The sequence below is a fragment of the Cloacibacterium normanense genome (assembly GCF_002943105.1).
Classification (GTDB): domain Bacteria; phylum Bacteroidota; class Bacteroidia; order Flavobacteriales; family Weeksellaceae; genus Cloacibacterium.
Genome location: NZ_PTPZ01000003.1, coordinates 456299 through 470395, shown reverse-complemented (window position 1 = coordinate 470395; position 14097 = coordinate 456299). Strand labels below are relative to the sequence as shown.

The following is a 14097-nucleotide window of genomic DNA, read 5'->3' as shown; positions in this document are numbered from 1 at the left end:
TTTTCATAATTGGTTAGTTTTATTTGTAGCTTTAGTCTTTTACTAAAATTCTAGAAAAAGTATTGACTGAAATATAGTGAAAATTGAACTAAAAGTTCAATGTAAATCAAATAATGTCATTGCCTTTTCAAAAGAACTAAGTTAAGAAAAAACAAGATTAAAATACAATAGATTGTGTTTTAATTTACTGAACTACAATCAAGCGTTACGATTGTCATGCAGCAATAATCTCTACAAAAAGAATTTAGATTTTTTAAATAAAATAAACTTTTCAATAATTAATTGCGGAATGATAAGAAAGTTAAATTTGTAAACGTAATGAAAAATGATAAGCAATGTAAAATTGTAGTATCACTATATAATGCAGAAAAAAAACTAAACCATTTCTTACCATCAGAATATTTAATGAAAAATACCAAAACAAACTTTTGCTGTAGGAACTCCCGACGATTCATAGTCCTAAAAGAACTATACAATTTAATAAATAAACTACATCTTAACTATATCAATTGTTACTTCAAAAATTTCTAATTTCCTTTCTTTTGACAACATTTTAATAAAAGAAATTAAAGTTCTCTTTTAATACAGAATAACTATTTAAAAAAACAGAAAACATTATTTTATAATCCATTGTTTTATTAAATTTGTAAAAACTAATAAGCAAAACTTAAAATCTATAACACATTTACAATAAAATTTTACGGCAATGGGTAAGTGGATTACATCCGCAGATGTACTCTAGCTTTGTGGACTTAACACATCACGCGGTTTTGAAAAATACCCTTTCTATGGAAGCATAGCTTCCTGAAAGGAAACTTCGTAAAGCCGCCGAACCGTTTTTACACAAACTTAATTAAAATATGGCAAAAAAATTAAAGAATAAAATTGTTTACATATTGGGGGCTGGCTTTTCAGTAGAAGCTCAAGCTCCAACTCAAGAAAAATTGGTAAGTGAAATTTTTAGAATTCATAATGAGAATTCTAATATTTTCACAAATCTAAAAATTGAAGATTTTAAAGAATTTTTATCAAAAACATTGGGAATTCCAGAAGAATTACAATCGACAATACCTCTTGAAGATATTTTTACACCTTTAGATAGTTGTATTATTAACAATATGTCTTTTAGAGATTTATCTGTTAATCAACTTAAAGAAAAAAGAAATTTAATTTTCGAACTTATTGGAAAAGCGTTACAGCATATTTTAGAAAATTCACCTAAAAAATATATTGATGATTTTGGTACTTACCTCGTAAATGAGTCTAAAAAAAGGGCAAAAAATAACTATAAAGAAAAAGATTTAGTTTCTGTTATTAGTACAAATTGGGATATATTATTGGATAATTCAATTTACAACGCAATCAAAAAAACAAATGAATTAGGTGTTGTGGACTACTGCTGTTATATTAGTTCATATGATAAAAATGATGAGACTGTAAAACCAGGACTTGAAATTTTAGGAAAAGGAGGATTTAATGTTAAATTACTAAAACTTCACGGTTCTTTAAATTGGCTTCAATGCCCAAGATGCCATAGGATCTATGTTAAATTTAATCAAAAAATAGCAATGAATCCTTTTTCAGATATTGAGAAACCATCTTGTACACATTGCAATAATAATTTTGGAAAGCTTAGTTCTCACAATTTGAATGCTAATCTAATTATGCCTACGTTTTTAAAAGATCTATCAAATCCACAATATAAAATTATTTGGCAAAATGCAGGCATTGAACTTTCTGAAGCTAAGAAAATTGTTTTCATAGGTTATTCTCTTCCCCAAGCTGACTTTGAAATGAGACAGCTATTATCTAGAATGGTCGACAATGATACAGAGATTGAAGTAGTGAATTGGAAAAATCCGAACAATCCTGAAGTTTATAATAGTTTAATTAAAGGCTTTAAACAATTTTTTGGAAGAGAAGTTTCAGAATTTGAATATGGGACTTCAGAGTATATAAAAAAAATAATATAATCAAAGCCTATTCACAACGTGGGTAATCGTTGCACAACTCTTTTTTTTAAAACATAAACATAAAAAGCAACCTCTTTTAAAGCAATTTTAAAGAGGTTTATTTTTTAATTAATACTTAGCGTATTTACTATTGGGTAAAGTATAACTTTTATACAAGTTTTTGTATATTTGAGTTATGCAATTTGCATATAGGTTTTTGCAAAATACCCTTTCTTTGGAAGAATATCTTCCTGAAAGGGAACTTCGCAAAGCCACTAAACCGTTAGCTGTAATTACAAATGAAAAGCACGCTTCAAAATAAAGGTTGGATTGAGTTTCAAGATATTAATTCTGAAAAGCAATTAATTGAAATATGTGAAAATTTTGGAAAGATTATACCACATCCAAATGGAAATTTAATTGATATACTGACTCCTAAAGAATCAAAAGATGCAAAAAGCCTATCTTTTAGCAAAAATTTCGGATTGAATAAATTCCCATTTCATACTGACACAGCTTTTTTAAATAACCCAGTTAAGTATATGGCTCTTTTTTCCGAAGAAACAAATGACTGTCCCACTCTTTTATTAAATTTTTCATCTGTTCTTGATAATTTAGATGAAACATATAAAAAAGATATTTTCAAAGCAATTTATGGTGTGCAGACACCAAATAATAACTTTTTAAGTCTATTATATAAACCTTTCCAAAGTGAGTTCATCATTAGATATGATGAATGTTGTATGAAGCCATTAAACAAATCTGCAAAACGCATTGATGTAGTATTAAAAAAAATATTTATAGACTTAACTCCAATAGAAATTAATTGGACTAAAGGGAAATTAGTCATTGTAGATAATTGGAAATTTTTGCATAGTAGAAATGCAGTCAACAGTTCAATAAATAGAAAACTTAAAAGAATTTACATTAATTAATATGAGTTGGGATAGAGAACCTTTATTTGCAAAAGCTTCATTATATTTTGAAAAAGCTTTTGAACAAGACCGTGAAGAACCCTTTTTTGGATTATGGTGTGCAATGGGATTAGAATTATTGCTTAGATCTGCTGTTTCAAATGTATCTCCAACTTTATTGGCAGAACCACATCGAGATCATCAAAATCTATTACATGCATTGAGTCTTGGCTCTCCAAAAAGCAGAAAAATATCTATCGGAACTGCACAGGTTTTAAGTTTATGTCAAACATTAATTAAAGAGTTTACTGATAGTGAATTTAAAACATGTTCAGCAATAATTAATCAGCGAAATGAGGAATTACATACGGGAGGAAATGCTTTTGGCGAATATCCAACACAATATTGGATTGCAGGATTTTTCAAAAGCTGTAAAATACTTTGTGAAGCACAAGGTGAAAGTTTAGATTCACTATTTGAAGATGAAATTAAACAAGAAGCAGAATTGATAATTGAAGAAGCGGAAAAAGAAACAATAAATCAAACTAAATCCTCAATTGCAGCACATACAAAAGTATTTGAAGAAAAATCAGAAGAAGAAAAAGAAGCTAAAAAAATAGAAGCAGAGAAACATAGCAATGCTTTAGTTATTTCTGGACATCATCGTGTGGAATGTCCCGCTTGTGGATGTAAAGCAACAATTTCTGGAGAACCTTATGGAAAAGAGAATGTTCAAACAATAGATGGTGAAATTGTAGTGCGTCAAAGTATGTTACCTACAAAATTTGTTTGCAAAGCTTGTGATTTAAAATTAAATGGTTACAGTTCTTTAGCTGCAGCAGACCTGGCGAATTATTTTACAAGAAGAAGAATTTATAGCCCTGAAGCATATTTTGAGCTTATCCATCCTGATGATTACGATTCAATTGAAGCATTATACTTAGAACAAAATCCGATTTATGATGAGTATAATAATGAATAGAAAATTGTAACTACAGCTAACATACTCTATTTAAAAAATAAAAAACACTAACTCTCGTTGGTGTTTTATTCATTTATGAGTTTAAAAAATTGTTCAAGAGTAATTTTTCTCGCCTTACAGATTTTATAAAGTGTTTCAACAGGAATTCTGTAAGTAGTATCACTTTTAATTTTTCTTACAGTACTTTCTTCAATATCATGATTTTTAGCAAAAGAGTTCTGAGACTTATTTTCTTTAAGCCAAGGAATTAACCAATTTTTGGTTATATAATTACAGATTTTCTCGTTTATGTCAATCACATAACAAAAGAAATATTTTATCATTAAAAAATTACGGTCGAACGACCGTAATTGAATTATTTTGTTTATATTTGTAAAAATTACAATGTATATATGTAATTTTGCGATAGTTTAAAGAAATATAGAAGCTATTGCTTAGATTCTCGACTGGAAAACTGGCACTTTTCAAAAAAGCAACGAGAGGATAAGTAAATGTGCCCACGACCTTGGCGTGGGCTCGCTTATCGTTGCTTGGTATGCCAGTACCACCGGTCGGTAAGTTGAGTTCCACGCCTTTTCTATTGGGCAAGATGTAGCAAGTGTGTATGAAAGTGCCAAGAATTCATCTTTATGATCGAAGCAGTTTCTTCCCCCTAAAACACACTGCTTATGAAAAGAACAAATTCTTTGCCCCGAACCCTGAACGACCACCAGCTTTATTCACTGCTGAAAAAAGGCGATCCCCATTCTTTAGCTCCTATATATGCTCGCTACCAAAGACTTCTCTTCTGGCATGGGAAACAAATGCTAGAGGATGATTTTGTGGTGGAAACGCTAGTGCAGGATGTTTTTCTTAAACTTTGGTTGCACCGTGATGCCATAGAAAGTCCGGGTCATATTTTGGGTTTTCTACGTTTTGTTTTGAAAAGAGAGTGCCTCTCCTATTACAAGTCTCCCAGAAATAAATTCGCAAAGCTTATCAACTCCTTAGAACGCTACGAGAACTATCAGGATTATCTGGCTGGTTACGACCCTGCACACGATAAAGAGCATCTCCATCAACAAGAAGCGGAACAAAAAAGACTGGATGAAGTGAAGAAGGTATTGAACGTTCTAGATTCTAAAAGAAAACACCTCTTAGAACTCTGTTTGGAATATGGCTTTCAGTATAAACCCATCGCCGAGGCTATGGGAAGCAGTGTAACCCAAATTAGCAATGAGGTGAACAACGCCATCCAAGACCTTAGAAAGATTATTAAAGGCAGTGGATTTGAACCGCCTAAGGAAAAGGTATCTGCGCAGGAACAGCCAAGGGATAAAATTAGTCCTCAGCAACTTGAAATTTTGAAAAGAAGATTTGAGCAAAAAACTTCTTTCTCGGTAATCGCCCAAGAGCTTCAACTGTCTGAAAAGGAAGTGCACCGTGAATTTCTGTGTGCTTATCAATATCTACAACATCAGAACAACAGTGTAATGCCTCTTTAACATGGAAAAATCTACCCTTACGCTAACCCGAAGAATTCAGTTGGTTCTGGATGTTCCCAGCGATGTGAGAAATGAGATGTGGGACAAGCTCTACCGCTATCAGAACCGATGTTATAGGGCTGCAAATTTTATTGTTTCTCATCTTTATGTTCAGGAAATGATGAAGGATTTCTTTTATTTCACGGAAGAGATTCAATATAAGTTGGCGGATGCAAACAAGGATGAAAAGGGACTCTTTAACCGTTCTAAAACCAACACTACGGCACGCATGGTTTTTGACAAATTCAAAGGGGAAATTCCGACTGATATTTTGGGAAGCTTGAACAATAGCATTCAGTCTGTTTTTTCTAAAGAGAAAGCTCATTATTGGCAGGGATTGAAATCTTTGAGGAATTATAGAAAAGACATCCCTATTCCACTTCCTGTGAAATGCATCAGCAAAATGAGATATGACCATGAAAAGAAAGCGTTTTGTTTTAATGCATTTGCCATTCCTATGAAAACGTATCTGGGAAAAGACTATACAGATAAGCGATTGATTATGGAAAGGCTTTTAAAGGGTGAAATAAAACTGTGTACCTCGCAGATACAATTGAAAGACAAAAAAATGTATTGGCTTGCGGTATTTGAATTTGAAAAAGAGGAACATTCTTTGAAACCTGAAATTATAGCTGAAGCTTTTTTGTCTCTAGAACATCCTATTGTAGCAAAAGCCAATAATGTGCGCATCACTATAGGCAGTAAGGAGGAGTTTCTCTACCGCAGGTTGGCTATACAGGCTAGTCAAAAAAGGCTTCAAGCGGGCATTGCTTCTTCCCGTTCTGGAAAAGGAGCTAAACGCAAGCAAAAGGCTCTTTTTAATCGAGAGCATTTGGAAAGTCGGTTTGTTAACCATCGACTTCATGTCTACAGCAGACTGCTTATTGATTTTTGTATTCAGCAACAGGCAGGCACGCTGATCCTTAAAAATCAGGAAGACAAGATTGGCATAGCCCAAGAACAGGAATTTGTGCTTCGCAATTGGAGTTACTATGAATTGCAGTCTATGATAAAATACAAAGCTGAAAAAGTGGGTATTGAATTGATTATTGGATAGTAGAAAAAATACAACGAGGGTGCTTGTACACCCGTAAGGTGAGGTCTTGAACACTCACTAAATACTTGAGGGTATATACAACGGCGTGGGTTCTTTTTTTATAATACTTGGGGATCATAAAGATTACTCGAAAGAATTTGTGCTGTAGTTTTTTATTGTATGTTCTTTTGGCTTGAACCAAAAGAACCAAAAATTCAAGTCTGGAAATCCTCAGCTAAAAATGTATATCCTTTTCTAAAAACTCTGAAACTCACTCGGCAGAATGCCGAGCTTAAACAGCAGACTTTTTTTAACGAAAAGGCTATTCATTTTCTTAACGCTTTCGGTTTCCTAGGACGTCAAATTCAACTCGATTTGTAATAAACAGAAGATTTTATGCTCTTTCAATATCTTAAATATTTAATGAGTCGTGAAGACGTAAGTTGTGAGGTATGAGGTATGAGTTATGAGGTATGAGTGCGGGGTGCGGGGTGCGGGGCGGCGAGGTGAAATCGTAAAGTTGTAAAGTTGAGGAGTTGTGAGTTATAAATTATGAGGGATGAGGGATGAAGGATGAAGGATGAGGGATGATGTGGTGATGTGATGATGTGGTGATGTGATGATGTGATGATGTGATTAGGGATTAGGGATGATGTGGTGATGTGATGATGTGATGATGTGGTGATGTGATGATGTGGTGATGTGGTGATGTGGTGATGTGATGATGTGATGATGTGACGAGGGATGAGGGATGAGGGATGAATTATGAGGGGTGTGGGATGAGGGAGAAGACAAAGTGTGCAAAATTATGTTGGTATGTGAACGGATATAAACCATTTTCAAATTGAAATTAAATAATACCTACAAATAGGTATTGTCAAAATTATTCTTTTATAGTTATTTTTGTTAGTAGTATAATTATTGAATAACAGTATTTTACATTTTAAAAAACAGTTATAACTTTTTTCATTACAATCATTTGTAAGCAATATTTTTTTAGAATACTTCTGCTCTGGTATTTTTTTTAGCAGTTCACGAAACTTCTTTGTCTAATCAAAAATTTTACACCTTTTTTTAAGTAATAATAAACCACATTAAATTAACAATAATGAAAACAATTAAAATTCTATTCCTATTCGTAGGGATGCTCATGAGTAGCGCGGTATGTGCACAAGCGTTTAAAGCCAGTGACTTAGATGGAGAATGGAAACGCAGTGATGGTATGATTGTAAGTATTACGGGTACTGCCAAATTTGTAGAAGGTAGTGATGCCTTGGTTATAGATGTAGGCAATAGCGGTTGGCCACAAAGTGCCAGAATGGTAGCTTTTAAATTTAGAAATTTAAAACACCAAGGTGAAAACAAATGGTTAGGAGTCAATTACATGCATATGCCACAAAGCAACTACAGAAAAGAAGATGGAAAAGTAAACATAGTAATGGCAGATGATAAACGCTCATTTAATGCTAACGGAACGACTTATACTAAACAGTAATCTTGTAAACAACTTGAACAACATGAAAAAAGTTCTATAAAAAGAATATCAGGGAAGGTAACGAATGCTTATGACAAAGTGACAATTAAAATGTACTATTTAAAATCTGAAATAAACAATTGCCCCAAATAATAATCGAACGAAATGGAGGCGCTGATAAAATAAATAAGTTGGAATGAAACCTGATAGAAACAACTAGTTTAGAGGCATACAAAAAGGGTTAACTGATTTCTTTCCTCCTGAATATCCAGAATGGACGAAGTTAAATGATTATTTAAAACTGTTTGAGTAATAATAAAATCAAGTCAAACAGCTAATGAAAGCTTGCTATTAGAATTTCAGAAGGGAAACTACTTGTAAAAAATAAAAAAACATGAATCACATCATAATGGTTATTATACTATTAGCTACTCTTCTATCCAATAATATTTCTGCCCAAACCACCAAAATAGTGCAACTTCTACAAGCTACTTTACAACAAGAGAACAAAGCTCGAAAAATGATACAAGTAGAGATTGATAGTTTAGGTAATGAAATAGGCCTAATGAAACAGGACCTCGACAGCTTAGAGGTTACCGAACTGGCGGTAAAAAAGGATACTCTTCTTTATATCACCAAACACCATTTTGCTTATGAAAAAGGATATTATCTAGAGCAACAAAAAGTCGCTTTACAAGACATTAGAGCCGTAACCAAAGATATAGGAATCTTTTTTGAAACGGCACCTGATACAGTGCAGGTGGTCCGTCAAGAATATTTTGAAGATAGCGGCTACATCAAATCTTCCCGAAAAGTTGATTTGTTTAGAACGTATTTTGTATCGCTAAAGGATAACGAATACCTAGCCGATGAATTAATAAATGCCTTTAAAAAAGCTGGCTACAAAATTGAAAAGGGACCTTGGTATGACTAAAAATAAAAAAGATAAAAATATGAAAACAAAATTTAAACAATTCAATAGAATATTCATTATAGCAATTTCATTGACATTGATTTCCTGCAATGCAATGAGAGAGTTTTCTTCTGGTTTTAACGAGGCTAGTGGAAACTGTCCTCGAAAGACAGCAGAAGTATGGAGTTACGCTAATGATAAATGGCAAAAAGGATTTTTTGCAAAATCTTCTCTATCTGAGGGAGTTGTAAAGAATGTAGAAAACTGGGTTCGAGAACGAAATTCTTGGTACGCCAAAAATAGAGGTGTAGGTAGATTTTCTGAAATAGACCCCTATACCAATAGAGAATATCAATTCAGAGTTTATTGTGAATAAATTTTATATTATTAAGGAAAAATAATTTATACTTAGCAAGTATCATTAGAATGATTTGACCATAAGTTATTATAAATTTATCCAATCACAAATTTATTGGATATGTAAACAAAAAAAACTTCGTATAATAAAAACGAGTTTGCAAATTCATAAATAAATTCAACAACAATGCGAATGAAAACAATTTTAAAACGGAATTCAAAATTATTGATTACCATATTTATGATTTTGCAAGCAATTACTGCATTTGGTCAAGCAAGTGTAGATTTCAAATTAGTACAATTATTAAGTTGGAAATATGACGGAATCCAACATGAAATGCTTATTTTCCAGGACGATTTAATAGCTTCCAATGCTACTACTTATAGAGAACCGGGCTTACTTATGCCCGTTACCGTAAGGATGAAATCTACAGATAATAAAGCTAATGTAAATATCATCGAGTTTGACACAAATGCCATGTTTAAATATACCTTCAACATTAATGGAGAATCTACAGGTTTTACAATCGAAATTTATCCAAAAAATGGAACTCGTGTCATCAAAGGCAAAGATATTCTTGGATTATTCACGTATAAATTGACCTTTGATGAGAAGTCAAATTTCACAAACGGACATGTGGAGAGAACAAAACTGGAAACAAGTTCAGTATATGCTGGTGCAGATACTGAAAACATAGCAACAATAAGTACTTTTCCTGTAAATTCACAAGAAGAATTTAACAAGTCTATTAATGAAATGTATCCCAATGGAAAAAACCATTTGGCAAATGAATTACTATTAAGACAAAAACCAATTGAAACCTATGTAGAAAAAAAAGCAGATGATTTTCTAAAACATATTAAAGAAATTGTAGCGGCAAAATGGTCTCAGGTAAAAGGCAATTTGATAGATCAACAAAAAGATGATGAAAATAGTATTATGTCTCGATACTACTCAACACAACAGTCAAAAAATCTTGGTACGACAACTATAATGCTTGAGTATTTATTTGATAAGGAAATTAGTTACCCTTCGCATTACGTAATTATTAAAGAAGCAGCTACAATAAACGAAAGTATTATTGACTTGTTAGCTAAAAAAGTAAAAGAAAATTTCAAAGAGTATAGTGAAATAACTGACTCTACTGAAAATTCAGACAATATAAGAGATATTAATTTTAAAACTCCTAACCTTTTTTCTAAAAATATTAACATGTACATTTCAAAAGACGGAAGACTTTTTATTGCTATAAGTCCTGAAAAATTTGAATAAGTTATTTTGAATATTATGGTTTTTATTTCTTTTGCAACATTATTATAGTAATAAGTGTCAAAATATCCTATTTAATAAACCGAATAAGTTTTCATAAATGTAATTCAAAATAAATAACATGATGAAAAAAGCAATAATAGTATTTATTTTATTGTTAGTGAATTTTTCTTTGGCACAAAACAGAAGTGCAATAGATAGTTTGTTCCAAGTAAAAGACTATTTGCTGAACGTGAAGCACTGTATCAATGAAGAGCAAACAGGGGGAGAAAAAATAGCGCAATTGAAACAGTTTATAAAGCTTGCTTCCTCACAGGAAGCAATTTTTGAACGCAATGCAACTGCTATTATAAAAAACAAAAAAGAACTAACGCAATTAAAAACAACGCTTCATTTTATATTGCAATCCATCATTTTATATCATGAAGACATCAACCAAAATGGTAAAAGCCCAACGGAAAGTTTTTATCTCAATAAAAACATCCCTCCACTAGTAGATAAAATATACTATTATTGCAAAATTGAGAAACTAGAAGAGCAGAAAAGAACACCTAAAAAACAGTAGTAGAACAGAATATTTTTATCCTTACAAAAAAATAGGAGTAAAATCAGTAAATTAGTGTAATTTAATTCATTTGGCATGTCTCAACGCTTTCAAGATCAAAATTTTCGACTTACCCATTTCCAAGAGGAAGTAGCAGTGGTTTGTCCCAAATGCAACAAAAAAGCAAGGGCAACTGTAGACTATGAAGAGAAAAAAGCTAAACTTACTTGCTCGTATTGTGGCTTCCATGAAATAAAAGACAGTTTACTAACCTATTTGGGTTATACTGCTCATTATAAAGCAGAGGCCGGTGCTTATTTTGATGCGGCACTATGGTATTACGCTCCATTTAAAAACGATGTCTTTTTTGCCTACAACGAAGCCCATTTGTTGTATTTAGAACAATACATCGGTGCCAAATTGCGCGAGCACAAAGACCGCACGCATTTTACGCTTTTAGAAAAACTACCCAAGTTTTACCACGAAGCCAAAAACAGAGCGGCTTTATTAAAACTAATCCAGAAATTGAAAAAGAAATAAAATGAAAAAACACCACTTTCTATTTTTAGTCCTAGCCTGCCTTGCGCAAATGGCATTTGCTACACCACCACAAAACCCAAATATGGTTTTCGTAAAAGGAGGTTCATTCATTATGGGTAATGGTGCCGAAGATAAAAAATGGGCACATGCCGAAACAGTAGCTGATTTTAGCATTAGCCGCTACGAAGTAACCGTTGGCGAATACAAAACTTTTTGCACCGCAACCAATAGAGCCATGCCCGAAGCACCTTATTGGGGTTGGAACAACCAACACCCCATGGTAAATGTATCTTACAATGATGCGATTGCCTATTGCGAATGGTTGAGTAAAACTTTGGGCTTTACTTACCGCTTGCCGACCGAAGCCGAATGGGAATTTGCAGCCAACGGAGGTACACAATCCAAAGGCTACACCTATGCCGGTAGCAACGACATCAACGAAGTAGCGTGGTATTACAAAAATGCCAACTATCAAATGCAAGCCGTAGGACAAAAGAAACCCAACGAGCTTGGGCTTTTTGACATGACAGGCAACGCCTGGGAATGGTGCAGCGATTTTTTTGAGGATATAGCATTTGACAAAGGTGTACTGAAAGGAGGCAGCAGCATGAGTTTTGAAACCAACAGCACCAACGTACAACGCAATTACAGAGCCACGAATCGTGCCATTTACAGCGCTGGTTTTCGCTTGGTAACTACCGCCAAAATAACGGCTAGTGCAACACCAACTTCCAAAGCTAACCCTAAAGCTGAATATTCTGAATTTAAGTGTAATACAAAAAAAACTGGATACGCTATTTTATGTGGAGCTTTAGAAAGCAATAGACCAGTAGATGATGATGAATTCTTGTATGCTTATAAATACGAACAAGAATTAGCCCGTTTAGCCCAAGCTGATGCTGAAAACGACAGCGATATTTTCTATGTAGAAAAAATCCATGTATACGTTACCCGATGTTCATGCTGCTTGGTTTGTGATACCATTCGAACTGCTAAAAAAGAAATCTCATTACTCAAAGTGGCAGTCGCTACAGGAAATCTAGATTTTTTCCAGCGAGCGGTTAATCTCTATCGTTATCCGTTAGATGTAGTAGATGAAATGGACGGGATGAATATTATGGATTATGTATATGAGGATTTAGAGTTTTTGAACAAGAATAATCCAAAAAGTGATGAGGTTGTAAGATCAAAAATCATGTTCGACGTCGCAAAAAAAGCGGGAGGCAAATTCCACAAATACAAACATTTGAATGAATGACAAATCTGAGAAATTATGAGTATAATAAGTATAATCACCTTCGTATTTATGTTGAAATTTTCTGTTTACGCCCAAAAAGCAGATACAACTTATTACCCAGCTGGCCAAATCAAAAGCGTAGGTGTTCGCAATTTAGAATCGAAAAAAACCGGCGAATGGCGCACGTACTTTGAAAATGGTCAAGTAAAGTCCATCATTCAATACCAAAACGGGACCGAACATGGAAAATGGATTACATATTTTGAAACGGGTGTAATTTCCAGTCAAGGTCAATTTACGAACGGTTCAAAATCAGGAATTTGGACGAATCACTATCCTTCTGGTAAAGTAAAAACTCGAACAAACTATCAAACCGGTGAAATTGAAAATTTTACGGAGTAATGAGCTTTCGATTTTTGTTATTCGCAAATTTAATTTTAGAATACAATACCAAAAGATCTATTCGCTCCAATTCACTATAAATCAAAAACAAATGAAAATAAATTTAAGTACTATGAAAGCTCAATTAACAATCCTTGTAGTTTGGATTTTTGTTTTTAATTCAACCTCGGTGTGTGGCCAGTCCTGGCGATTGGATTATCTTAAAGAACAAGTCAATAACGACGACATCATCCAACCTCGTTTTCTTGGTATGGAGTTCAATGAAGTAACTGCCATGTTAGAATATTCAGGAGAATCGTATGATGCGAAAGAATTAGATGATTCCCATTATCAGATTACTAGGATTAATGAAAGGTCTATCGCAGAAGTTTTAATTTTTGAAATTTACGGATTGTCCAATAAGTGTGTTTCGGAGATACATCTTCATAGTTGCGGAGGAAAAAAAAGTTTGGATTTGGTTCAAAAACGAATTAAAGCATCGGACATAAAAAAAACAAGCTACATTACAGGTGAAAAGCCCGGAAAATTTGCATTTGACTCTGGAATGAATATTTATAAATCAATCGACCCAAAAAAAGAAGAATTTTATTTTGCCTTCCAAAAAAGGGAATCAGAATGTAAGAATGGAGAAACTTCAAGTATTTACATTTACTATGCTTCAACACTTGATGCTTTCATTATCGAATAAGATTAGGTGATGTTTTTGATTGAAGCGTGTGAAGATAGGTAAACCCTTCCAGCATCTGATTCCGCGCGGGAAAACGGGAATGAGTCGGTATTAGCGGGAGAAGAGCGAGAGCGTAGAGACGAACGTGAGATATGCAAACATTGCTTTTATCGTATGTCTTTCCCGATGTCGCGGATTTGTAATCCGTGACTATACTAAAAAATAATAGATGATTAATCATTAAAAAAACAGCCACTTTTTTGTTGCTGTTTTTTTATTATTTTTA

Annotated in this window: 15 protein-coding genes; 14 read left to right on the top strand and 1 reads right to left on the bottom strand. The window is 33.2% G+C overall.

The window, feature by feature from the left end:
• The first annotated feature begins 860 nt into the window (after positions 1-860).
• The 3 genes from C3729_RS07585 to C3729_RS07575 all read left to right on the top strand — a co-directional run bounded on the left by C3729_RS07585 (position 861) and on the right by C3729_RS07575 (position 3848).
• On the top strand, positions 861-1973 hold the full coding sequence (locus C3729_RS07585) for a hypothetical protein (RefSeq protein ID WP_104793590.1): 1113 nt from the start codon (positions 861-863) through the stop codon (positions 1971-1973).
• Between the two features lie 278 nt (positions 1974-2251).
• Complete coding sequence (locus C3729_RS07580) at positions 2252-2887, top strand: TauD/TfdA family dioxygenase (protein WP_104793589.1); 636 nt, start codon at positions 2252-2254, stop codon at positions 2885-2887.
• A gap of 1 nt (position 2888) precedes the next feature.
• Positions 2889-3848 (top strand): hypothetical protein, encoded by a 960-nt coding sequence (locus C3729_RS07575; RefSeq protein ID WP_104793588.1) that lies wholly within the window; start codon positions 2889-2891, stop codon positions 3846-3848.
• Positions 3849-3913: 65 nt separating this feature from the next.
• On the opposite strand, the gene C3729_RS07570 is transcribed toward C3729_RS07575, so the two are convergent.
• On the bottom strand, positions 3914-4147 hold the full coding sequence (locus C3729_RS07570; protein ID WP_104793634.1) for a helix-turn-helix domain-containing protein: 234 nt from the start codon (positions 4145-4147) through the stop codon (positions 3914-3916).
• A gap of 369 nt (positions 4148-4516) precedes the next feature.
• Here C3729_RS07570 and C3729_RS07565 point away from each other — a divergent pair, with 369 nt between their 5' ends.
• From C3729_RS07565 to C3729_RS07510, 11 genes are all read left to right on the top strand, one after another.
• Positions 4517-5332: an RNA polymerase sigma factor gene (locus tag C3729_RS07565; protein ID WP_104793587.1), complete on the top strand. Its 816-nt coding sequence runs from the start codon at positions 4517-4519 to the stop codon at positions 5330-5332.
• Position 5333: 1 nt separating this feature from the next.
• Complete coding sequence (locus C3729_RS07560) at positions 5334-6428, top strand: hypothetical protein (RefSeq protein ID WP_104793586.1); 1095 nt, start codon at positions 5334-5336, stop codon at positions 6426-6428.
• Between the two features lie 1129 nt (positions 6429-7557).
• A complete protein-coding gene (locus C3729_RS07550) occupies positions 7558-7902 on the top strand; it encodes a hypothetical protein (RefSeq protein WP_133159957.1) in 345 nt (114 codons plus the stop codon).
• Positions 7903-8275: 373 nt separating this feature from the next.
• A complete protein-coding gene (locus C3729_RS07545) occupies positions 8276-8815 on the top strand; it encodes a hypothetical protein (protein WP_133159956.1) in 540 nt (179 codons plus the stop codon).
• A 19-nt stretch (positions 8816-8834) separates the two neighbouring features.
• Positions 8835-9170 (top strand): hypothetical protein, encoded by a 336-nt coding sequence (locus tag C3729_RS07540; RefSeq protein WP_133159955.1) that lies wholly within the window; start codon positions 8835-8837, stop codon positions 9168-9170.
• A 207-nt stretch (positions 9171-9377) separates the two neighbouring features.
• Complete coding sequence (locus C3729_RS07535; RefSeq protein WP_133159954.1) at positions 9378-10424, top strand: hypothetical protein; 1047 nt, start codon at positions 9378-9380, stop codon at positions 10422-10424.
• Positions 10425-10542: 118 nt separating this feature from the next.
• Positions 10543-10986: a hypothetical protein gene (locus tag C3729_RS07530; protein WP_104793580.1), complete on the top strand. Its 444-nt coding sequence runs from the start codon at positions 10543-10545 to the stop codon at positions 10984-10986.
• Positions 10987-11061: 75 nt separating this feature from the next.
• The gene (locus C3729_RS07525; protein ID WP_104793579.1) at positions 11062-11505 is read left to right on the top strand and encodes a hypothetical protein; all 444 of its coding nucleotides are present in this window, start codon (positions 11062-11064) and stop codon (positions 11503-11505) included.
• A 49-nt stretch (positions 11506-11554) separates the two neighbouring features.
• Positions 11555-12763, top strand: a complete 1209-nt coding sequence (locus C3729_RS07520; protein WP_165785742.1) for a formylglycine-generating enzyme family protein — start codon at positions 11555-11557, stop codon at positions 12761-12763.
• Between the two features lie 15 nt (positions 12764-12778).
• Complete coding sequence (locus tag C3729_RS07515; RefSeq protein WP_104793577.1) at positions 12779-13144, top strand: toxin-antitoxin system YwqK family antitoxin; 366 nt, start codon at positions 12779-12781, stop codon at positions 13142-13144.
• A gap of 91 nt (positions 13145-13235) precedes the next feature.
• Positions 13236-13832, top strand: a complete 597-nt coding sequence (locus C3729_RS07510) for a hypothetical protein (RefSeq protein ID WP_133159953.1) — start codon at positions 13236-13238, stop codon at positions 13830-13832.
• The last annotated feature ends 265 nt before the right edge of the window (positions 13833-14097 follow it).

Coding starts and splice junctions, on each gene's coding strand:
- C3729_RS07575 (WP_104793588.1), top strand. CDS start 2,889: ATGAGTTGGGATAGAGAACCTTTATTTGCAAAAGCTTCATTATATTTT.
- C3729_RS07585 (WP_104793590.1), top strand. CDS start 861: ATGGCAAAAAAATTAAAGAATAAAATTGTTTACATATTGGGGGCTGGC.
- C3729_RS07550 (WP_133159957.1), top strand. CDS start 7,558: ATGAGTAGCGCGGTATGTGCACAAGCGTTTAAAGCCAGTGACTTAGAT.
- C3729_RS07545 (WP_133159956.1), top strand. CDS start 8,276: ATGAATCACATCATAATGGTTATTATACTATTAGCTACTCTTCTATCC.
- C3729_RS07560 (WP_104793586.1), top strand. CDS start 5,334: ATGGAAAAATCTACCCTTACGCTAACCCGAAGAATTCAGTTGGTTCTG.
- C3729_RS07515 (WP_104793577.1), top strand. CDS start 12,779: ATGAGTATAATAAGTATAATCACCTTCGTATTTATGTTGAAATTTTCT.
- C3729_RS07580 (WP_104793589.1), top strand. CDS start 2,252: ATGAAAAGCACGCTTCAAAATAAAGGTTGGATTGAGTTTCAAGATATT.
- C3729_RS07510 (WP_133159953.1), top strand. CDS start 13,236: ATGAAAATAAATTTAAGTACTATGAAAGCTCAATTAACAATCCTTGTA.
- C3729_RS07540 (WP_133159955.1), top strand. CDS start 8,835: ATGAAAACAAAATTTAAACAATTCAATAGAATATTCATTATAGCAATT.
- C3729_RS07525 (WP_104793579.1), top strand. CDS start 11,062: ATGTCTCAACGCTTTCAAGATCAAAATTTTCGACTTACCCATTTCCAA.
- C3729_RS07565 (WP_104793587.1), top strand. CDS start 4,517: ATGAAAAGAACAAATTCTTTGCCCCGAACCCTGAACGACCACCAGCTT.
- C3729_RS07520 (WP_165785742.1), top strand. CDS start 11,555: ATGGCATTTGCTACACCACCACAAAACCCAAATATGGTTTTCGTAAAA.
- C3729_RS07530 (WP_104793580.1), top strand. CDS start 10,543: ATGATGAAAAAAGCAATAATAGTATTTATTTTATTGTTAGTGAATTTT.